The following is a 22200-nucleotide window of genomic DNA, read 5'->3' as shown; positions in this document are numbered from 1 at the left end:
TAAGCGCCCCGTTTTAGTTCCACGCACTTTTTGAGATTTCCGGGGTTTCAGTCATCAGCCGGTACTCTTCCGGCTTCAGGTTATTCAGGGATTCATGCGGGCGCTCGCTGTTATATTCAGCCAGCCAGCGCTCTGTAATTTCCCGTGCTTCATTCAGCGTTCTGAACAGATAAAAATCCAGTATTTTTGTCCGGTACGTCCGGTTGAACCGTTCGATAAAGGCATTCTGCGTTGGCTTGCCGGGCCTGATAAATTCCAGAATCACGCCATGCTCTTCTGTCCATTGTGCCAGCGTCAGCGAAACCAGCTCCGGGCCGTTGTCCATCCGCATCTTCAGCGGATATCCGCGGTTTGCCACGATCCTGTCCAGCACTCTCACGACCCGCTGCGCCGGGATATTCAGGTCAATTTCGATCGCCAGTGCTTCCCGGTTAAAATCATCCACCACGTTGAAGGTCCGGAAGCGTCTGCCGCACACCAGCGCATCGTGCATAAAATCGATGGACCAGCTACTGGTTCATCGCTTCCGGCGTCGCCAGCGGAGCCGGATTACGCACCGGCAGGCGCTGTTTTCCCTCACGGCGAAAATTCAGTTTCAGCAGGCAGTAAATCCGGCGAACGCGCTTATCGTCTAATCAGTCAATATCAGATGGAGTCTTTGTCGTCTTCGTAGTCACTATTCAATGCTACAACATGTTGCAAGACGTCGCCTTCATTCCTATATGATTCCCGCGAGGCTGTAGCCCGGCAAAGCGAGTCCCGGAATTGAATTTTGAGGCGGTCTCAGTCTGATTTGATTATGATTTTCTACTTCTTAATTTACCGCTTTAAACCGTTCATTATAAAAAATCTCTGATTTCCACATACTCAGCATTAATGTTGTCAGTTTTCTCGCCAGGGCAACAATAACTTTTTTGTAGCCCATCCTGTGCCTGAGTTCATTTGTCCATATAGCCAGACTTATATCTGTGCCATAGCGAGTCAGCAAGCAGGATGCTGCTTCATAGACAAGAGTACGCGTCATTCTGTTGCCCTGTTTTGAAATTCCCCCATTCCTGTCCACCTCACCGGATTGGTACTTTTTGGGCGTTAACCCGAGGAAAGCGCCAGCATCACTGACACGTCTGAAGCGCGAGGGGGCATCAATTGAGGTTTTAAAGCTTAATGCCGTCAGAACGCCCCCCCGGGATAGATTGTAATATCTGACAAAGAGATCGTTTCGGGCAAGTTTTTCCAGCATATAGTTAAATTTTCTTACCTGGCCGGAAAGATGTTCCCATGTATCCAGTAGCATCATAATTGCAGGTTTAATGGTTTCCAGAGTAGGTGATGACTCAAGTACAACACGCTCAAAAACACTGTTTTCCCCTGAGGAAGAACAACGCCGAATGTTTCAGGAGCCCGCGGATCTGATTCGTGACAGCAACCCTGAGTTGAACCAGTTTTTCCCGGCTGGTCAGAATGAGTCTTTGCTGATGGCATTCAAGGCTTTTAACATGTACCGGCTTGTACCATCCAGAAAGAACAGCCAGGCAATACCAAAAGCATCATTTTGATCTGTTTTATTCAACTGCATCTACAATGCTGCATGAACATGATGGGCATGGATACAGTCAATGTCTAGGCCAAAACTCTTGAGTGAATGGTAAAGCCAGATGCAAAGCGGCCCTGTTTCCAAACAGACTTTTGACTTATCAAATCCTTCAGAAAAGAGATAATCAGCGATAACCCTAGGATGTGTATCGAGGTTAGCCATACGAATTTTATTGCCATTATGGTTTATAACGCAGACGCTTGTTTTCTTTTGAGAAACATCAAGCCCAACGAAAGTTTTCATGACAATTACCTCAGATATCACAGACACGGATCGCTTTAAGATTACAGCATGTGGTTCCAGCTGTTGCCCTGCCTGCCCAGCACCTGAAAAAGCTTTTTAAATCCGTATCGCGGATAGAGTTCAGTCGCCACGGTCAGCCTCATCCCGTCGCGAATCCGGCTGATAACGAAATACCGTTCTGCTCAGCGACAATGTCCTGCATGCCTGACGTAAGCTCATGGCAAACTGCGCGGTCAGATAGCTGACCAGCTCACGCTTTATCGCTGGTTTTAAAGCTTATGGAATGGTTCGCTCCCACCCTGCTTGCTAAAATTTCACTTAATGTCAGTCCTTATAGTGGAGGTGTGTCATGTCGAGAACAAAAGCACAGTCCCTGAGCAGAATGGGTATTGATATCGGTAAAAATACATTTCATACAGTAGGGATTGACGATGCAGGAAACGTCCTGATTCGGCGATATTTTTTGCCCGCGATAAATTGATTGAGCTTCTGCCCCACTCACCCCAGACGACAATTGGGATGGAGGCTTGTCCGGGATGCCATTGGTTGGCCAGAAAAGCTAAGTCATTTGGGCATACACCCTGCATTGTCCCGGCACAATTTGTGAAGCCTTCCGTTAAATCAAACAAGAATGACCTGTTTGATGCTGAAGCAATAGCTGAAGCTATTTCTCGTCCAACAATGCGAACAGTGATACCGAAAACAGCGGCACAAATCGATCTACAGGCATTGCATCGGATCAGAGAACATATTGTGTCTCATAAAACAGCGGTGGTTAATCAGACCAGGGCATTTCTCCTTGAATACGGGCTGACTATTCACAGTGGGATTGTGAAATTCACACATGATATGCCTTCACTGCTAGCTGACGAGTAAAACGGGTTGAGCCCATCGATGAGGGATATAGTCACTGAGCTCTGGCAGGAATACCGCGCCCTTGAAGAAAAGCTTTTGCACTTACGTCACCAGATTGGATCTATCGCTGATGCCGATGGAACAGCTAAAAGACTGACGTCTATTCCCGGTGTAGGAAAATTGACAGCGACAACAATGACGGCGTTTGTCAGCAATGGTCTGCAATTTAAATCAGGGCGAAATTTAGCAGCCTGCTTGATCTGGTCCCCCGGGAATACTTAACAGGAGGCAAACAACGTTTATTAGGGATGAGTAAGCGTGGTAATGCATATCTGAGAAAATTGCTTATCCCTGGTGCACGAACCTGTGTTCTGCATTTAAACAGAACAACAAATTTTCTGTGGCAGTGGATACAAATTATAGAAGAGCGCGGGGTGCACCGCAATAAGGTTGTTGTCGCACTGGCTAACCAGATTGCCCGAATTATCTGGCTGTCATGACATGACCAGGCACTTTTTATTTACAACAACGAGATATCTGAAATCGCTTAAAATCTTACCAGTTTGCGGTATGTGATGACAAAACTGTGCAATGGCGTCTTGTAAACCCGGGACAAAAAAAGCGGCTTTAACAACCGAAGAAGCTTATTGGGAATCTGACGCGCATATTCCATCATGGCCTTGCTTCCAAAATCAGCTGACTTGCAAGAGGCCGGATACATTAACGCAAACAGCTTTTATCATCGCGTGCTTGCAAAACGGGAGCGAACCATACATTTTTTTTAATAACGTCTTTCAGTGCGCGGCACTCGAGACTCAGTTCCGCAAACATCTGTTTCAGCCGGCGGTTATCATCCTCGAGGTCTTTCATCTTTTTGGTATCATAGGCTTCCGTACCGCCGAACTTCGCTTCCCAGTTATAGTACGAGGCCTCAGAGATCCCGGCCTCGCGGCAGACATCTTTAACGGTACGTCCGGCTTTGACGGACTTCAGAACGGCGATAATCTGGTGTTCGGTAAATCGGGCTTTGCGCATGGCGATCTCCTCCAGGGACATAATCAGTATGCCGGAAGATCTCTAAAAATGAATGGTTCGATTTATCGGGATGCTTACAGCTCCAGCGCCTGTACGTACCCGGGCTGGCGTCGCCTTTTACCGTTACTCATGGCAAACTGCCAGGAGTCGCGCAGGATAACCTCTCTTTCCCCTTCCACCTCCATGTCCTAGGCTCCGAAGATGACTTTCATATCGTTGTGATCGATGAATGACCAGCTCCGCGTCCAGTTTGCGCAGGTCGCGCCTTTCGATAAGATAAACTGCTTTCTGTTCATACCCTGTTTCCCATTGCAGCATGCCTGTCAGGCCAGTAAACGACCGTTTCGGACGAAGATCACCAGCCCCTATGACAGTAAAATGAATCAGCCACTGCGTCTTGTAAGCTCCATAAATACCTGCTGCCAGCTTGTTTTTCCGGCATTCCCCCGGTTTCCCCTGATAAAATCCGCATGTTGCAGTAATTTTAGCAAAATCTCCTGAGTGTCCATTGTGTGCTTTTTTTTCAGCGCATCAGTCCATGATCCATCGCGCCCAGTAATAACAGATGCCCTGCATAAGCGTGAAAAAAAAGCGTCGTGGGAAAAAACGCTTATTTCCCGCGCTGAAAAAAGGCACCATATACACCACGGTCACGGGAAGCAGCAGCGTAGGAATAATGGTGTAAAGGGTTGTCCGCTCCGTTGATGCAAGCGTATCTGTATAGACGCAGAATGAGGCGATTAACAGGCCACTGATTATGAAGGTGTGGGCATATCGCTGTAGCCCGACAAAGCAGAAAATCGCCAGCATCAGACTCGCAAAAAACAGTCCTGTCAGGCCATAGCTGGCGGGAGCCAGAGGCCAGGCAAGGATGAGTAACAGTGTCAGACCAAAAAAGGGCACCGCTTGTACCTTTCTGATAAGTCCAGCTCAGAGCCTGTGTACAACCTGCAAAAACAAAGAAGATATTAAGAGCAAGCCAGGATTGTCCGCTTTCCGCAAAAGCAAGCCAGAACAAAGGCTGAGAGAACAACGCCCATAACCACAGGCGACGTGTCAGTTGCCGGAGATCGCCCAGAGCTGACGCGGTATGGCGAGCCCACAGGATTACGAAAACCGGGAAAGCCAACCTGCCAATAGCATAGAGTTCAGAACTGTGAGAGTGAAGATAAATAATGTTTATATGATCTGCAACCATTGCCAGAAATGCGTAAACCTTTACCAAATCGGTTTGAAGGGGAGAAAGGTTGTTTATAAGAGAAATAAGGCCCTGTGATTTTTTTATTTCCTCTGCCAGCATGGCATCCCTCTTGCTGCTGATGGCTGTTTTTTGTATCTGTATGAATGAACTATTTGATTAAAAAAACATATCGTGTTTGTGGATATAGCCCGTCTGGCGGGAGTTATTTGTTGAATTTTTGGTTATATTTCTCGGGTAGGATCTTGTTTCAGCAAAACCGCAGGGCAGATTCAGTAAACGCACCTACCGGAAATGGTATTTACCATATCACGCAAGTGAAGGACCTGAAAAGTCCCCTTTTATTGTAGATGGCATCACACTCCGGGGAAAAAGTCTCAGCTGGCGCGCATTCAGGGCTACAATTTACGTGCAGGCTGCAGCTTTTTTAATCAGAAGAAGCCTGTTATTTCCCTTACACCCACTTCTGTTTCGCCCACACCCGCGTGTGGGCTTTTTTACCCCCAAGCGCACAACCACAAGCTATGACTATAAATCATTTGGTTTAAAATAATCACTGATGATACTGTACGTGCGCGATTTCACTCGTCGCGAATTTCATGTATATCTGTCATTTTTTAACCGGCGACGTCGGGTTGCCGGTTCTTTTTGAAGTCGACAGCACGATGGGCCAGCCGCAGACCCGGCTCTCAGAACATTTTTTTCCCGCTGCGTGTACGTATATGTCTGCCCACCGGGTCTGAAATATCGCGGCCCAGACAGGGTCAGTCACGCAGCCATGGTGATTTGACAGTGAATTAAAACCGGCAATACAGTAGCTAAGGCAGTCTCTCTGACCAGCCATAAACTCGACACGAGCTTAGCCCGCCCTCTGCGGGCTTTTTTTTGTAAGCCGGTCTGATTAAGATGACATTATTGCATGCCGCAGAGGATTATTCAGGCCGAGGATGTAAAGCTTATACGGCCTGATGGACCGCCACAATTTCCCCTGCTTTCCAACGACGTTACGAATTGATACGAGCCTCAGTTTCACATCGTTATCGATATTGATATTGATATTGATATTGATATTGATATTGATATTGATATTGATACAAAAATTCTCTTCCCCTGTCGTCAGCTAGGCACCATAAGAGATCTTTATCCATTCTGAATCCAGAAAAAAAGCGAAAATGAATTGTTTCCGGTTCCATTTTGTAAACGTGATAATTATCCAGCCAGAGCTGGACATAATTATAAAGGATCCTGATCCTCTCATTTCCCGGTGAAAATATGCTTTTTTCGTTCCCGTCGACCTCAAGAATGAGAAATTTCATGCTTGATAGTTTATGAAGCAGCGCACGATCTCTCAGCAGTAAATTCATCTGAATAACATCTATCTTTACATGAACTTCAATTTGTTCTTTTTCAAAAAAAACCGGAATATAAAAATAATTATTCTAACTGCGATGAGATGATTTTTCCTTCAGATTCTTTGTCAGATTACAGAAAAATTCGTGTTCTTCAAAAAATGGATAATCACGTGATGGCTTCAGACTCACCGTCATTTCCAAAGAAATAATGTTATTATTCAGGTTGATAACCGGGTAATAGTTAAACCCCAAGACCAACCTTTCATTAATAACCATGTAACCTCCTGCCAATAAAATATAATCACGCCCCGTTTAATGTTTATTTAATACCATTAAACCCTAACATGGATAATGTTTATCTGATTATGATTGCTTATTCTTATCAGGATACAGTGTTATTCTATTCTATCCTTAAATTATAAGCACGCCTGTGTCAGGGATCCTTTTCTGACAACTTCGTCAGTGCAAGCGAACAGCAGAACATGCGAGGATGGCCTATAATAATAACGCTCTCTCATAAATGGTGAACTATGCTGTGGATGGAATAAGGCCTTTATCTACGCGTGCAGCAAATGGAGAATGGCCCCAGCCTCTTCTCATGGAAAATGGATTTTTATCTGGTACGGCATATCGTGCCCTGGGGTGTTTTAATACTTCGGAAACTTCTGACGCTTACTATATTCTGTCGAATGACAGAAATGAAATATGGTTCATATGCAACAGACACTTGCGTACAGTGGGGTTTCCAGAAGAAGTACGGCAATCCATCAGGCAGCCCCTTCCCATCTGTAACGACCCTATACTTGACAGCGTGGCGTTAAAGTCACCAGTCAGCCCGAAGGAGAATAATTAACTCTGTAGGCACCGGTATCGCCTGCACAACCCGGATCCTAAGTTGCAGAAATCTGTATTGACAGTTTTCCCCCTTAAATTATAGCACTCCGGTGCTTTAGTGCTTTAGTGCTTTTCGCACGGCGCGAAGGCACTGTGCGAAAAAATAAGGGGTAATGGATCAAAGTGTCAGGGTGAGAATGTCAAGTAAATAACCTGGCAATGCGACGATGGATGGGTAGAAGTTCTGTCTCAATAACTGGTGACTTAACCTACTTCCGTCAGGAAAAATACACCGCCAGATTACATTAAACCTTACCGATGCAAAGTAAAAATAGAATGTTAATTATACTGGACTGCGGCTTAAATGTTTTCAACAGACTTATATTTAATAGAACAGTTGATTATGATGCCATCTTCTTCGATGTATAATTCGAACACGCGACAAGATAGTGAAAAAAAACGTATAAGTATGGAAGAGTTCTTTCAGGAATATTGGGCAGCTGATCAACTGGATAAGTAACGCTGCACCTCCTCTGCATCGGCACCCACCATTTTTATAGCTTTCCCCAACCTATCCTGTGTCGTGTTAAAATATAGCATCCAGTGGGTTATTTGCCATTGCTCTTGTATAACGATGGTTTTTATTATCGAGCTCACGACGATGGAAAGTTCTTTTCATAAAACAACCTGAGATATATTCACATAACATTTAATGATTCTGAACGTAAGTTTTAATCCTATCACTTTTATAAAAAGATCATAAGTGAATTAATTTAATCTTTATGATAAACAGAAATACTGAACGGACTTGTTGTAACTTTGCGACAACATTTATAAACAGCCTTATAATAGAAAATATAAAAAACATAATGTAACTTCCTAAAAGAAAATTAAGACAGATGTTGATAACCACTAGAAAAAGAAGGGATTTATTTTTCCTGTGAAAATATTTTTTTAAAAAAGACTACATTATAATTAATGCTTATGACATGGTGCCGGTCATCAGAACTATCGGATCAGAGGCAATAGGGTGCACATAAAATCGGAAAATATCAACATTTCAGTCGGGTTATTGACTGCCATCAATGGCTTTCAGCGTTAATAGCCTGGATCTAATCCTGTAATTTTACACCGGCAGACTCCTGAGAATGGAATAAATTTGAGAGATGGTCTCTTAAAACCATTATTAACGAGACAAGAGATTACGATGAAGGCCTGTAAGATTAATGTAAAAGCAGTAAATACGGATTTTTCTCATACTGATCACCAGTAGAAGTTGATTACATGCCCAATAAAAAATAAAAATCCTGTTGGTGTTGGTGTTGGTGTTGGTGTTGGTGTTGGTGTTGGTGTTGGTGTTGGTGTTGGTGTTGGTGTTGGTGTTGGTGTTGGTGTTGGTGTTGGTGTTGGTGTTGGTGTTGGTGTTGTGATTGGCATCTTGCTGCAACAAAGTTAATTCGAAAAATGACTTTTTCTCGATACAACTTAACCGGCTATTAATTAAAATATAAATATCAGCATGACAAAGCCACTTTCAGAATTAAAACCAACCTTCCGTGAGAAAATTAATTATTTCCTCCAGCTCACTATGTTACATGTGCTGTGTACAGATGGCCGTAGAATTATTTGGTTTCAAGCCAGGTTTCAAGCCCCCCTACCGACGGGAAGGTGGCTGTCATTATAAGAGTGACTACCAGAGCTGCAGCAAGGATGATCTTAATGATGTTACTTCTGTCCGGCGGAAGAATCATTTTAGTACCTCATAAAAAAAGACCGTGGATAAGGATGCATCATAACAAAGAATATCAACTTACCTCTGCCAGTGTTACCTGCGACTCAGCTAAGAGGTGTGTTCGTTAGGTAAGTTATCATGTTACTCATGCTGCATTATTCTGCCATTATAATCCATGAAATAAAAAAACACTAACTTATATTTTTCTTACCATAAAGCATAATAATCTCATTATTTTTCTTACGGAGGTTTTTGTTGCGGGCGTAAATAAAATACTTAATGAAAGCCCTTATTCGCTTAGAGGGAGTGGACAGAAATCAGATTTACTCGATTAGGCCACCATAAATAATAGGTGCTTACTAAAAATGTCTGTTTCCGATCTCTTTTTTTATTTTCTGCAATGCTTAACTGATTGTTTTCTTTAATTTAATTTAATTTTTTTATTTATATTTTATTCATAAGTAAAGTTCATGCATTTTTTAATTATTCAGGTTTTTTTACACTAGATTCAATCTCCGTATTTAAAGGGAGTGAAAAAACCGGCTGAGGCTATCATTAAAGTGCATTTTTTAACCCCCATTAATAAAATCACACAAACTTATGAGATACAGAATGCAGAACACTACGGTTATCTCTGACGATATCCCCGGGATATAGGAGCTATATGGCCAAGGATTCCCGGGCAGGTTTGACGCAAAACGTGCGTCCCGGCCCATTTTTGAAGTTCGATGGAAAGCCACAGCGTAAAGTAAGAGAGCCTGTGCAGTTCAATGCTTACAGTGTCCGCCTTCCCCAATTGGCGGATCGTCAGCCTTGGAGGCCGGGCTATTCGCCTGAAAGGACACATGATGTGCTCCAGCCCAATTTGCGTATCAATATATAGTTTTTTCCTGAACGGCACGGATCAGCAGAGGAGCTGAATCCGATTGTCCTGATGTCCGGTTTTTGGAAAAAAATAAGGAAACCCGGACATTTATTCCTGTTCTCCAATCCGACTTTAAGGTATTTTTTTTGCTGGCTAATCGGATAAGTACAGATGAAAATTTCATTAATTATTGTCCTGTTCGTTCGATTCAGGCCGTAGCGTGCTAACGTTGCGTACATGAAAAATGGCAGTGTTTGTTTACCTTCTGTCTGTCTTCCGAATTCACTTAGTGCAACATGTAATAATTCAAGGTCTACTATGTCACCGATGTTACCGGCTTCTGCCAGCACTGGTGCGCGTGCCCCAGACATGAATCTGCCTCAGGCCATGAGCCTGCGCCGTATAACCTATCCACGACGGCCGCCTGCCGCGCTACCTTCTGGCACCCGAAATTGCAGCTCTTATTTCTTATATTTCGGATCTTCAGCGCACAAACGTGATTGTCACATTATGGGACACCTGTGCGAGGATTAATGAAGCGCTTGCATTGACGCCTGCGGACTTTATGTTAGCTGATGTCAGCCTTACGTGGTTTTACGTGCTCTTAAGCAACGCTCACGCGGCCAGGGAAGACAAAGAAAAGGTCAAAGCTATATTCCTGAGCGTATTGTCCCCCTGACTGATGCGGGATACTCAAACGGCTGCGCAAGCATCTGGCGACTTTCAGGCCAAAAAGACATGATCCCGTCTGGACGGTAACGGAGCGGACCGTCCGTCGCTGGCTAAATGAAGCGGTTCAGATAGCGTCGGTTGACGGGGTTACTTTCCCGATGGTTATCTGCCCCAAAGCATTGCGTCACTCTTTTACCATGCATTTTTTCTATAATCACACCATAAAAAAGTGGTGCAGGCTCTGATGGGGCACAAAAAAGAGAGGACTACTGATATCTATATGCAGGTATTTTCCCTCGGCGTGGCAGCCGATGGACAGGTGCAGTTTTCGTGGGATCCCGGCAATGCACGCCAGCTACTGTGCAAGGCTGCCTTCCCGTAAGATCCGCCGCTGGATCCGCGAGCCACTGAGTGAGCTTTGTCAGGCGAAAGAAAATCAGACTTTAACCCTGCTCACTTCGCCGTTCGTGACATTGATGCCCTGACACAGCTGCCAGAACAAATCATCCTCCTGGCAAGGAGACGCCGTGTAATATCATAACTGACTTTATTTAATCATAATGGAGAAAAATTATCGCCGATCTTGCCTCAGGAGAGAGATTTAATATTTTCATGGCGAGCTGGTGCTAAGAGGTGTGGAGTCAGGAACGCCGCTTGCCTACTGGCAGGCTACTCATCCTGTGCCCTGTGGTCGCAAACCGTGTGAGCATAACGAATGTACCGAATGAGCCGGCACCATTATTGCTTAATCAGGGAGCGCTGTTCGTTAAGAGCGCAATCCACGCACCCTTCCCCGATACCGAGATGGATGAGGGAATATTGTTTTGCATAGCGAAGTGAATTGAACGTGCCTATAAAGCGAACGTTGCTGCAGGTATCCAGTAGCGGACAACCTTTATGGTGGACGCGCACAATTCTGAGTGGCGCAGCATGCGTGGCAATGAAATAGCGTTGTTGCATGGTTCTCCCGTGGTCCCATTAATGATGCTGAGATTATTCAGGTTTTTATGCCTGATTTTGTTTCCAACGCGGTGAGTAAAAATGCCGGGTGATGCCCGGCCAGAAGCAGTAACAGTTCGTATTCTCCCTGCCGTAAATTCGACGCTTTATCCGGAGAGCACTCCTTCGTCTGCCAGACGCGAAGACTGTAATCAAATCTTTCTGCCGCCTGCTCCTGTGACAGCCCTGCAGCCCTGCGAAGCTCTCTAATCCTGCCCGGAGTGGGAACAGGTAGATTCAGTATTTTCATTTACAGCTCCTTTATCGCAGACAGTGGCGCCATAAGAAGGATTCTGTTGCGAATATGTATATATTAACCTAGGCATATCCCGGGCTGTATCTGAATTATGGGACGCCTTACTTTCTGAAAGCTTAGGATATGTTTACCTGCCTGAAAACTTATTTTTTTTCCGGCATTGCAATAGTCACAGCCTCATTCAGTTTCTCATTATCTTATCATTCGTTTCCATTCAGTAAACACTGGCAGGGGACTAATCTGCGGGGTGGGCTCAGTCAGAAACGTTGAACATGTGAACGTACATCAGTGCATCACCTTTGCAGGTTTTAAAGAGGACTTCACATGTAAGGGTGTATTTCGATCTCAGTCGTGGATGGCACTCCTGAAAATGACATATATATCAATAGCATATATTAATTTCATTAAATAAATGCACATGACAGCGAAGCCGCACAGGAGTACAGTTATCATGACGGATCGCTTTTTTTATTGGCAATATCCTGCTTCTTAAATGGCTGTAAAATTAATAATTTAATGTAAATTCATTCTTGTTACTTTTTCTTTTACCCCCTTTTCCTGTTCTCTCCGTTGCGCCCCGTATCGGGGAGGAGATACACATGCTGATTAATCTTACCGGTGAAGAAGCATCGCGCCTCAAGGCTCAGGCCGCATTACGGACCCTTGACGAAAGTCGCGATGTGATGCTTGATAAATTTGTCCTTCTGACCGCAAAGTCACTGGGTATTCCGGGCGGCTTTATTTCAGTTCATCGATGATGAAAAAAAGCATGTTACGGCCTTGCGAAATTTTATCCTGTGTGAGTCAATCCGCGAGGAGGCTTTCTGCCAGCACGTGGTTGACAGTAGAGAGGCTTTGGTAGTTACCTGATACATTCCTTGATGCCCGTTTATCAGGCCATCCATTAACGGTGGCAGCCCCTTTTATCCGGTTTTATGCCGGAGCGCCGCTCAAAAACAGGGAAGGGATTATTCTGGGTACGCTATGCGTGACGGACACTTTCCGTCATTTCACAGACGATAAGCTGCAAACGCTGAAGCTGCTCGCTGCACTTGTCATGTCCTTTCTGGAGGCCTGGCATTCTGCCGATTTTGTTGACGCCGCCACCAATTAACCTAACCGCCTGCGTGTGATCCGCTATTTTCAGCTGCTGGCAAGTGCCCGGCATGATGAAACCTCCTGTCTGGTCATCATAGTCTGCATCAACATAACGGGTGCTCATGAACCGGACCGTTCACTGAGCATGGAACCCGTCGAAGACATGGCCACCTTGCTACGGTTGCGGCTCAGGCTGGCACTGGAACAGGTCATTTATACGGTTGCCACCGGACAATATGCAAGTCTTACTAGTTCTGAACCACGTTATTCTGCCACGCCCGTCAGTGAAAGACTGCATGATGTGAGCGCTCATGTTGACGAGGGGATCTCCGTTGAGCTCACGGTTCGGGCGGGAGAGGTAAGCTTTTCGCCCGCTACGGTCACCACTCATGAAGTCGTTCGCCACGCGGTCAGTGCGCTTCATGAACCTATTACTCGTAAAGCTCGGACTTGGGCTTTTGATGAGCAGACTGACGTTTTACGCACTGGCGACTTTCGGATGATGAATGAGCTGTCACATGCCATGCGTGGCGACGGTGGATTATATCTCGTATATCAGCCCAAAATGTTCTTGGAAACCGGGAAGCCTGTCGGACTGGAAACACTTATTCGCTGGCGCCATCCGGTGCTGGGTGATTTGACGCCCGGGCATTTCCTTCTCATGACGTAACATACCAGCCTGAGTGCTGCACTCACGGACTGGCACTGATGCGGCCATCAGACTCTGAGAAAATGGCAGAGTACGCCTTTCTGTCTACCAGTGTCGGTTAACGTCAGCATAAGCGATCTTTCCCGAAAAAGTTTTGCAGCACGACTTGAAGATAAGATGAAAAAAACCCGCTTGTCAACTTCACTTCTTGGGGTTGAGTGTCTGCAAACAGAAGAAGTAACCGGCAACACCGAGGCGCTTCACAGCCTTGAAATACTTAAACTCCGGGGATTAAGCATATCAATAAATGACTTTGGGCGGGTTACAGTAAACTCAGTTACCTCAGACGCATGCCAGTAGACGTCATCAAGCTTGACAGCGGGCTTATTCGCGACCTTTCCACGAACATTGCAAGAAAAGTTATTACAAGAAGCGTAATCCGGATGCTGAAGAATCAGGATTACGTGGTAGAGGCTGAAGGCGTTGAGAATGCACAGACCCTTTCAGCTCTTAAAGAGTATGACTGTGATCAAGTGCAGGGCTATCAATACCCACCCTTTGGAACCAACCGCGCTGGAGAACTGGCGACGCTCACAGCTTCTGCCCGTGCCCCTTCAATGATCGAGCCGGTGCGTCAGAATGGCTTTGTCGCACCGGCGTCTTTGCCGTACTCGTTTGCGAACATACTATTATCCTCTTCAGCCTGAGCACCTCCGCAAAAGGAGAGAATGATCGTCTACGGTAAATGACCTTGCAGGAACAGTCGCTTCATGTGCAGCTTTTTGAAATAACAGAATAGATGGTCGCAAAATTAAAAGGTTACCCCCCCTCTCATACCTACCGCACAAATCTTAACAGTAATCACCCGCATAAAATGTTAGCATTTATTATCTGTACATTTCACGTTCAGCCTGCACTGAGATGCGGATGAACACCATTATGCAAAGCTCTGGCGGCAGTCCTTCATGCAGAAAAACAAAATTAAGTTAAGAACACTTCTAGTCGTCCTTTCAGCGGGTGGCGTGCTGCTTACGTCTGCGCTTCTGCTGACCGTATTATATGCGTATCAAAAATCTGATATTGAGAACAGCATTCTCAGCAGTAATATTGCCTATGCGCGTAAGCTGGCTGACGTTACTGACCGGTATTTCAGAATGGCAACTATGGAGCTCTCTTACAGTGCCGGCACGCTACAGGATTTTGGCGATCAGGCCCGGCTTTCAGGCGAAGCGGATCGCTTAAGGGGACAGTCAGGCCTTTTTAATTCAGTGGTTGTGGTAAACAACAAGGGGGTGGTGCAGGCGGCGTCCCCGGAAAGCCTTTCCCTGAATGGATTGACCCTTACTTCAGAGTCCAACCGCATAGCGCTGGCAGACAAAAAAACCTATATATCCTCCCCTTTCACCTCAGCGGCAGGTAATTACGTGGTCTTCCTCTCGCACCCCGTCTTTTCTGCGTCAGCCGAATATCTCGGGTATATTGGCGGAACAGTATACCTGAAGAAAAAAAGTATTCTGAGTGATATTATCGGTCAGCATTTTTATCTGGATAGCTCTGAAATTAGCATCGTCAGTAATGAAGGGGATATAATTTACAATCACAATCCCGGCCTGGTGGGCAGCAGAATTGCACTGAGCCCGGAGCTGAAAAGCCATCTGGCGCATTCTGCAAGTGGTCGGGTAAATTACCGTAATAATGGACGCGATTACCTGCTGGGATATGCAGATATTGGACTTACCGGATGGAATATTTTTATATACGGTAACGAAGAAAACGTCAGCTCAGTACTCTGGAAAACCATTAAACGCTCATCACTACTGGTTATCCCTGTTATCGGTTTTATGCTGATATTGATGACCGTGCTTTCCTATTGCATAGCCTATCCCCTCCGGACTCTGGCGGAACTGGTCCGTTCGGGTGACAGTGATTCAACCCTGCGTTCCATTAAGGGGATAAATACCTGGTATGATGAGGCAGAGAAGCTGAAATCAGCTGTTTATCATCACATCCTGCTGATGGTAAATAAGATGAGCAGCCTGAATGACGAGGCCATGACAGATCCGCTTACCGGTACTTACAACCGCCGGGGGTTTGACTCTCTGGTTCAGCCTTATCTGTACTCATCGGATCACAGCCTGATTTTGCTGGATGTTGATCATTTTAAAAAGATAAATGACCGCTACGGACATAAGACGGGAGATGCAGTACTTGTCAGGCTGGCCCAACTGATCATGCACACGTGCCGTAGTTCTGACATTGTGAGCCGTTTTGGTGGAGAGGAGTTCATTGTTTTTCTGCCTGATACCGGAATAGAAAAAGCTTTATTTACGGCTGAAAGGATCCGACTCTCGGTCGCTGCAACAGCATTTCATATCGCCGGTCAGGTCACAATATCGGCTGGCGTGAGTGCTTTTGGCGAAGATGCCGATGAGCTTTCACGCCTGATAGGTGAGGCGGACAGTGCGTTGTACCATTCTAAGGGGGCTGGCCGCAACAGAACCTCTGTCAGCCATCGCGGGAAACTTTTTGCAGCAGACGTGAGCGGGGGCATGTAACTTTACCTGCATGGTTACAGGTTTTGCTCAGGAAGGCCCGACCCGTATTTTTTTTGCGGCGCACGAGGCACATACCGGTATTTGCTAATCACTGTCTTAATAAGCAGGTAATGATAAAAATCGCCCCCTCCGTGCAGAGGGGTGTCTTACAACTCTCCACGTACAGGCATTCCAATGATACCCCATGTTTTTGTACTATACTTACCTCTTATGAGGAAGGTGAGTTGAGTTTAAAAGACGGCTAAGTATTTCATCCACAAATAATACACGTGGCGTGGTGTCTGCTGATATCCCTGCACATTACTTACCAGGATTGTATTATCACTTTTTGTTATCAGGAGAATATTTATATTATTCTCGGGCTTACGAGAGCCTAGAAAAAGAAAGCTTTTCCTAAATCAGCGATTACAGACGTATTATGACTGTAATCGCAGGTTAAGCGTCAGGGGCAGTGCGCGGTTAAGTGAAAATTCGAATATATATGGGCTTTCGGGACAGGCTATACGACTAAGACAGAGTTATCTACTGTGTGTCTCACCCTTTCTGCGTGTCCTGACGCTGCTGGGGTGGCCGGCTGCCTCGTCTGCCAGTTGCTGTAACGACGGCAACCCTGCTTCATTATGATGCCTCCGGGCGTAAACGATGATATTACCGTTGGCCGCCCGGCCGAATAATACGCAGGAAAAAATCCGGTATAACGCATTGTAAAGCAGGCTGCCGGGCACCGGCACCTGGTGATAATTAAGAACCAGCCATCCGTGTGGGGTCAACTTGCGGCGGCATCTTAACAGAAATTCTTCTGTCTCTTGGCAGGGGGCAACAGCATGGGCAGAATACAGATCAGAGAAGATGCAGTCATATTTTCTATCCCCTTCCTTTGCCAGAAAACATGCGGCATCCTCGGTATATACCGTGATGAGTGGGGAATCGGGTAGTGGAAAATAATCTCGGGCGATAGAAACCACCGCCGCCCGAAACTCAACGATGTCGGGTATTGTTCCGGGGTTACGCGCATATAAAGAGCGAACCAGGCAGCCTCCACCCAGGCCGAGGACTAACGCTTGCGATACCGATGTCCAGTCCGCGGCCATGAGCATGCCTTTAACATAACTGTGAATGGGGGTGAGTGGTGAACTGATTTTCATTTTACTCTGCTCATAGAGGCTGCCAAAACTCAATATACGGTATCCCTTCCGTTCCGATACAATAATATATCCTTATTTATCTTGTCTTCTGTCTATTTCCCGGTGGCGGGAAAAAAAATTAAAGTTCGACAGGAATTCATCAGATAATGTCATAGTAGCTCCGGGAATTAATGCTGGTTACAGCATCGTTTTTTCTTTCCTTTTGAAAGTATTTATTGTCCAACCACCTCATCTTACGCCGGCAGGCCTCTCAAAAAAAGTCTCGTACTTCAGTACTATGGGGGGATGCAGCCTTGCAGCCTGAAAAATTGAAACAAAAATTGCAGGGCTGCCCCGGCCAGCAGCTTCCTGCGATTCTGTGCGCAGGGATACACCCGTGGTTCTCGCCTTTTCTGGTGGAGCAGATTCGGCCCCCTGATAAGCGGTGTCAAATGACGCTATGCCATTTACCGTGTAACAGCGTACAGCAGCTATTCTGCGCAAAGCAGCGTGCAGCAGGCGCAATACCAACGGAAAACGCCGATGGTCGTATCAGATAATACCGTGGCGCATGCAGATCCGCAGCTCCTCAGAGCTCTCTACTGACGTACGCAGAAGTGAAGGAAAACTGAAAAATAAGATGATTCCGTAATGCCGACCGCGCTATACTATCTTTCTGTTTTAATGAAAATATTCTACTCCTGCGTATGTAAGACCTGAGTGTAAATAATAATTATTTCTTATTTCTTATTTCTTGTTTTATCGTGTTCTGTCATAAGCTTACCGTGCACATAAGCGCGCACTAGGGGGCAGTCAGCTCAGGGGTAAACCGGCTTCGTTTTCGTATTACTCTCTGAGATATAAACTGGCAGCCCTAGCACACAGAGCTACCGGTGCCGCCAGAAAAGACTAATTTTGAATATGTCACCGGGCTGATGAGTAAAACCTGCCTCCCCTAGAGCTATATTTTTATTTCAAATGAAATTATAATATTCAGCCAGTTTTTGTGCGTCAGTACTCCTGCGATTGCCGAATTCCGTGTGCGTTTTCCTGTGATTAATTAGACGTAAATAAAGAGTGCGGGTATGACTTGCTGTCGGAAAGAGACATGCGGACAGAGTCTGCATATTCACCCTGTCCGCATGATTTCCTTATGATTCCTTGGCATGTCTTATGCTCAAATACTGTCCTGGCTGCGATATCGTTACTCAGCCAGAGGCTGATGACTTCAAAGAGCAAAGGCTACTCAAACTCAAACGTTGTTCCGCAACTCCTACCCGGCAGGTGCGATGAACTGCCGGCGATGTTACACCCGCGCTCGTACGCGAGGCCGGTGAACACCGTTACATCTCTGGCAAACATGTTCTGCAGGGGCTACACTGGTAGCCCTTCATTCTTGCGGTCAGCGTTGCATCCTTCTGCGAATAAAATGTACCAATAAAAATACGCTTCCTGTAAGAAGGAAGGTACGAACACCCATCACGGTGTAAAAGGAAACGACCGCTTGCTTTTTTTTCTACATAGTAAAAAAGGCCTTTATACATATCATTACTCCATTGGTGAAAAGGAAGAATGATATGAAGGAAGAGCTTATATGAAACAACGAATGTGTACATTTTTCAATGCGGCTTTCTCTTAATTTAACATACTCCCTGTTGAATAGGAATATTTCTTGCTGGTATTTATTCTAAATCCTGGCGGGTAAATTTATTGATCTCTGCATGGTTAAGGTTAAGTGATGACGGGACTGTTTTTTACTTTACCTCAGTGAATAAACATTAAAGATGGCTAGGTTTATTTGTTTTATTGGTCATACAGCAGCAGATAGTGATATCTTTAGGTGCCATGTATAATTATTATGTAACGTTATTATTATTGTTTTTTTCGGCTATTTTTTTGATAATTTGCACAGGTGGTGCCCCCTCTCATCTGATTAAAAAAATACCAGATAGGTTTTTCTTAAATATGTCTGTCATTTTTCCCGTGGCGCCGCATACGATTTATCTGTAAAGCGTTTGAAAAAACAGGGATTTATTCCACGTTGCTGCCGTCCTTTCCTTCCGCCCTCATCTTTGCTCCCCTGGCTGCTGTGCAAATCGGTGCAACGTTTCAGTCACGCCAGAAGAGGCCGACTTGAGGATGTTAGGTATAAACCGCGCCCCCAGAAATAGTGATGCGTGTGATTATCACCTCTTTTCAGGGGGCCAAATTCAGTGTGCCACTTCAGTGGCCAGTTTTAGTTGACCACTTCAATGCAATGTAACGGGAAGCGGTGAGACGTCAAAGAGTCGGTTATCGACCTCTATGCCCATAACGTGATGGGCTGGTCAATGAAACCGACGCATTCATGAGAGATGGCGCTGGATACGCTGATATCCTCGATTACATTCAAGTCTTTTACAACCGAGTCCGGCACCACAGCCATGTCAGTGGTTTCAGCCCGGACGCCTTCGTACAAACCCCGTCGTGTGGGGAGTAAAATTTCTAGTGCCGTAGGATCAGTCCACCATATGCAGAGCGTGGAGCTCAAACCAGATTTATGTAACCCGCAACTATTGGTGGTCATTATGGTGGTCTTGACAACTCCCCTCTTCAGCGATAGCCTATTTTTTAGCCAGTTACTGGCAAAGGCGATCCCAGTCAGAGGAGCCATACATAGAAAAGCCCGCTTAAGGAAACTTAAGCGGGCTTTTTGCTTTCTTCAAGCATGTCCTCAAAAGCCAGGCTCCAGGATAAAACTTCAACAGATGCCCGCAAGCCATAGAGCCAAAACGGATCATCGGAAAATATGGATAAGGCATCTTCTTCATTTTCAGCGTCAACGACCCATAGTGCCCCGACAGGTTGATCGCTGTGCTTTTCACGTAATGACCCGGCAGCCTTAATCACATCACGTTTTTGCTTCAGCCACTCAAGGTGGGGATGCAGATACTGTTTTCTGACGTTGAACGCAGTTGGGTGGTCGGTAAACCTTATTGCGAAAAGCATAGCGAGTCCTTTTAAAAGGCTAAAAGTATTTATCCTGATAATTGGGTTATGAACCGGGTTACAATTCCCGTCTCATCAGAAATTCGTCATAGAATACGCCATCAACGCATAGCGCGGCAGTATCAGTTGCCCACTCAGTAAAGCCATAAGATCGATAAAGAGCACAGGCTGCATGATTGGTAGTAACCACTGAAAGCTTAACGATTTTGGCTGGGGCTGCTGCATTCAGTGCCACCTCCATAAGTCCTGATGAAAGCCCCGAACCTCGCATTTCGGTACGGATATACATTCCCCAGACATTGGCGACATGGCTAAATTTGGGTAAAGTACTGCTGCTTACACCAATAATGCCTTGCAAGGTATTGTTAAGATCAAATCCACCAAAAACCTGACTGGTGCGTAACTGGTCAGCAAAGAACTGCGCTGGCTTCTGGCTACAGTCTTCATAAGACGCACCGAAAGCATCTGGATGAAGCCGCAAAGCCTCTAATCTCACCGTTCTGAATGCGTCCAAATCATTCCCGATAATCCGGCGTACCGTAAATGCTTTCACATCATGTTCCTTGCCATCGTCAATTTGTAAGGGGCGAAATAAAAATTAACATGAGATTCATACAAGGCATATTTGAAATTATGCAAAGAGGCCAGATCCGCTCCTGTCACGAAGCAGCCATATTGAAGGCCCGCCAGGTCTGGAGCGGACGTCCCCTCTTTGCCGCTTACGGTCATACAGTGCCCTGATTAACAGCCCTGACAGAAAGGAGCAATCTGTAAAGAGAATGCATTAACGTTTGTTGCTGCTTTGACGTGATGTGAAAATTGTCAGCACTACGGCGCTGAGGAGTAATATACCACTCAGCCCAAAAGAGCTCTGCCAGCCAAGATGGTCAAATACAATGCCTCCGGCCGTCGAACCAAGCGCAATAGAGAGCTGGATGACAGCGACCATTAACCCACCTCCTGCCTCTGCATTCTCGGGCAGAGTACGTGCGATCCATGTCCACCATCCGGTTGGAGCAGCAGTCGCGAGCATCCCCCAAAAGCCTAACAGCGGCGCAACAATCCACACGTTGTGCCCGGTCAGCATTAACATGCCGGCAATGGCGGCCATGAGAAAAGGGAGAGTAATTAACGTCTGATAAAATCTGGCGTTCAGAAATGTAGTGATGATCAGTGTGCCAATAAAACCCGCCACACCGATGGTTAGCAGAATCAGTGATAAATCAGACGTATTTACCCCGGTGACGGCCTCCAGAAATGGCCGTACATAGGTAAATAACGCAAACTGCCCCATAAAGAATAGTCCGCAGGCCAGCATACCTGTTGAGACAACCGGTCGTCTGAACAACTGAAAAATCACACTGCGGGACTGGTGGCCATTATTGCTACGCATGTTGGGCAGGCTGAACCACTGCCAGATGAACGCCGCTATCGCAACTGGTACCAGACATAAAAAGGCCCCACGCCAGCCGATGGTTGCGCCAAGATAGCTGCCAAGCGGCGCTGCTACGACAGTCGCCAGTGCATTACCTCCGTTAAAAATGGCTAACGCGCGGGCGACCTGGTGCCGGGGCACAAGACGAATAGCCGTTGCCGCGGACATCGACCAGAATCCACCGATAGCGATACCAAGCAGGGCTCGACCAAACATATAAACCAGATAGCTGTGAGCCAGGGCGACAACCATCCCCGATATTGCCATCAACACTGTCATCACCAGCAGAAGATATTTACGATTCACACTTCCGGCAAGGCCAGAAATTGTCAGACTGACCAGAACCGCCAGCGCACCAGAGATGGCAATTCCCTGACCAGCCATACCCTGCGTTACGTGTAAATCTCTGGCTATCGGCGTCAGCAGGCTGACCGGCATAAATTCCGATGCAATAAGGACAAAAACGCACAAGGTCATGGCAAAAACGCCGCTCCAGAGTGCGTGCTCTTTATCGTGTGGTGTATTACTGCTCTGTGTGGACATATTATTAGCATCTCTGAATATCGCCCCAACCTGTGGAGAAAAACACGAGACCGGCGCTATTCATGGAATAACAATTAAAAAAAGAGTGAGAGGAAATGCGATAGCAGGCTGGGCTGAGGCCAGAATAAAAGCCACCTGCCTGTTACAGGCGGCTTTTTAAACGTTTCTGGCCC

At 46.0% G+C, this 22200-nt stretch carries 17 protein-coding genes and 6 pseudogenes; 10 read left to right on the top strand and 13 right to left on the bottom strand.

What is annotated here, in order from left to right:
* Window positions 1-13: 13 nt before the first annotated feature.
* From N5923_RS15815 to N5923_RS15800, 4 genes and pseudogenes are all read right to left on the bottom strand, one after another.
* Window positions 14-626: pseudogene (locus N5923_RS15815) on the bottom strand (IS3 family transposase); the annotation flags it as partial.
* Window positions 627-814: 188 nt separating this feature from the next.
* A complete protein-coding gene (locus N5923_RS15810; RefSeq protein WP_267143688.1) occupies window positions 815-1240 on the bottom strand; it encodes a transposase in 426 nt (141 codons plus the stop codon).
* A gap of 336 nt (window positions 1241-1576) precedes the next feature.
* Window positions 1577-1837, bottom strand: a complete 261-nt coding sequence (locus N5923_RS15805) for a hypothetical protein (RefSeq protein ID WP_267143687.1) — start codon at window positions 1835-1837, stop codon at window positions 1577-1579.
* A 50-nt stretch (window positions 1838-1887) separates the two neighbouring features.
* A pseudogene (locus N5923_RS15800) lies at window positions 1888-2113 on the bottom strand (IS3 family transposase); the annotation flags it as partial.
* A 201-nt stretch (window positions 2114-2314) separates the two neighbouring features.
* Between N5923_RS15800 and N5923_RS15795 the strand changes: the two are divergent.
* Complete coding sequence (locus N5923_RS15795) at window positions 2315-2713, top strand: IS110 family transposase (protein ID WP_267143686.1); 399 nt, start codon at window positions 2315-2317, stop codon at window positions 2711-2713.
* Between the two features lie 18 nt (window positions 2714-2731).
* Window positions 2732-3192, top strand: a pseudogene (locus tag N5923_RS24835) (transposase).
* Window positions 3193-3469: 277 nt separating this feature from the next.
* Here N5923_RS24835 and N5923_RS15790 read toward each other — a convergent pair.
* Window positions 3470-3727, bottom strand: a pseudogene (locus tag N5923_RS15790) (transposase); the annotation flags it as partial.
* Window positions 3728-4337: 610 nt separating this feature from the next.
* Window positions 4338-5027: a TraX family protein gene (locus N5923_RS15785; protein WP_267143685.1), complete on the bottom strand. Its 690-nt coding sequence runs from the start codon at window positions 5025-5027 to the stop codon at window positions 4338-4340.
* A 1822-nt stretch (window positions 5028-6849) separates the two neighbouring features.
* Between N5923_RS15785 and N5923_RS15780 the strand changes: the two are divergent.
* Window positions 6850-7130 (top strand): annotated as a pseudogene (locus N5923_RS15780) (hypothetical protein).
* 485 nt (window positions 7131-7615) lie between these two features.
* Here N5923_RS15780 and N5923_RS24830 read toward each other — a convergent pair.
* Window positions 7616-7768 (bottom strand): DUF3606 domain-containing protein, encoded by a 153-nt coding sequence (locus N5923_RS24830; protein ID WP_407704474.1) that lies wholly within the window; start codon window positions 7766-7768, stop codon window positions 7616-7618.
* 619 nt (window positions 7769-8387) lie between these two features.
* Here N5923_RS24830 and N5923_RS15775 point away from each other — a divergent pair.
* Complete coding sequence (locus N5923_RS15775) at window positions 8388-8567, top strand: hypothetical protein (protein ID WP_267145244.1); 180 nt, start codon at window positions 8388-8390, stop codon at window positions 8565-8567.
* 2057 nt (window positions 8568-10624) lie between these two features.
* A complete protein-coding gene (locus tag N5923_RS15770; protein WP_267143683.1) occupies window positions 10625-10762 on the top strand; it encodes a hypothetical protein in 138 nt (45 codons plus the stop codon).
* A 356-nt stretch (window positions 10763-11118) separates the two neighbouring features.
* Here N5923_RS15770 and N5923_RS15765 read toward each other — a convergent pair whose 3' ends face one another.
* Together N5923_RS15765 and N5923_RS15760 are read right to left on the bottom strand one after the other, a co-directional pair.
* Window positions 11119-11340: a hypothetical protein gene (locus tag N5923_RS15765; protein ID WP_267143682.1), complete on the bottom strand. Its 222-nt coding sequence runs from the start codon at window positions 11338-11340 to the stop codon at window positions 11119-11121.
* Window positions 11341-11377: 37 nt separating this feature from the next.
* Window positions 11378-11629: a helix-turn-helix domain-containing protein gene (locus N5923_RS15760; RefSeq protein WP_267143681.1), complete on the bottom strand. Its 252-nt coding sequence runs from the start codon at window positions 11627-11629 to the stop codon at window positions 11378-11380.
* A gap of 605 nt (window positions 11630-12234) precedes the next feature.
* On the opposite strand from N5923_RS15760, the gene N5923_RS24740 reads away from it, so the two are divergent.
* The 5 genes and pseudogenes from N5923_RS24740 to N5923_RS15750 all read left to right on the top strand — a co-directional run bounded on the left by N5923_RS24740 (window position 12235) and on the right by N5923_RS15750 (window position 15937).
* Complete coding sequence (locus N5923_RS24740) at window positions 12235-12393, top strand: hypothetical protein (protein ID WP_323372741.1); 159 nt, start codon at window positions 12235-12237, stop codon at window positions 12391-12393.
* Window positions 12394-12545: 152 nt separating this feature from the next.
* Window positions 12546-12749: a GAF domain-containing protein gene (locus N5923_RS24735; RefSeq protein WP_323372740.1), complete on the top strand. Its 204-nt coding sequence runs from the start codon at window positions 12546-12548 to the stop codon at window positions 12747-12749.
* Between the two features lie 129 nt (window positions 12750-12878).
* Window positions 12879-13403 carry an EAL domain-containing protein gene (locus tag N5923_RS24825; RefSeq protein WP_407704473.1) on the top strand — a complete coding sequence of 175 codons (525 nt, stop codon included), beginning with the start codon at window positions 12879-12881 and terminating at the stop codon, window positions 13401-13403.
* A gap of 90 nt (window positions 13404-13493) precedes the next feature.
* Window positions 13494-14089, top strand: a pseudogene (locus tag N5923_RS24820) (EAL domain-containing protein).
* A gap of 258 nt (window positions 14090-14347) precedes the next feature.
* Entirely contained in the window at window positions 14348-15937 is a 1590-nt protein-coding gene (locus tag N5923_RS15750; protein ID WP_267143680.1) for a sensor domain-containing diguanylate cyclase, read from the top strand.
* A gap of 518 nt (window positions 15938-16455) precedes the next feature.
* Here N5923_RS15750 and N5923_RS15745 read toward each other — a convergent pair.
* The 4 genes from N5923_RS15745 to N5923_RS15730 form a co-directional block, all read right to left on the bottom strand.
* Window positions 16456-17082 carry a spermidine synthase gene (locus tag N5923_RS15745; protein ID WP_267143679.1) on the bottom strand — a complete coding sequence of 209 codons (627 nt, stop codon included), beginning with the start codon at window positions 17080-17082 and terminating at the stop codon, window positions 16456-16458.
* A gap of 2658 nt (window positions 17083-19740) precedes the next feature.
* Entirely contained in the window at window positions 19741-20049 is a 309-nt protein-coding gene (locus tag N5923_RS15740) for a YciI family protein (RefSeq protein WP_267143678.1), read from the bottom strand.
* Between the two features lie 58 nt (window positions 20050-20107).
* A complete protein-coding gene (locus N5923_RS15735) occupies window positions 20108-20602 on the bottom strand; it encodes a GNAT family N-acetyltransferase (RefSeq protein ID WP_267143677.1) in 495 nt (164 codons plus the stop codon).
* A 231-nt stretch (window positions 20603-20833) separates the two neighbouring features.
* The gene (locus N5923_RS15730; RefSeq protein WP_267143676.1) at window positions 20834-22027 is read right to left on the bottom strand and encodes an MFS transporter; all 1194 of its coding nucleotides are present in this window, start codon (window positions 22025-22027) and stop codon (window positions 20834-20836) included.
* Between the last annotated feature and the right edge of the window lie 173 nt (window positions 22028-22200).

The organism is Winslowiella arboricola (assembly GCF_025527015.1).
GTDB lineage: Bacteria > Pseudomonadota > Gammaproteobacteria > Enterobacterales > Enterobacteriaceae > Erwinia > Erwinia arboricola.
The sequence above is the reverse complement of the archived record's forward strand: the minus strand, read 5'-3'. Positions and strand labels throughout refer to the sequence as shown.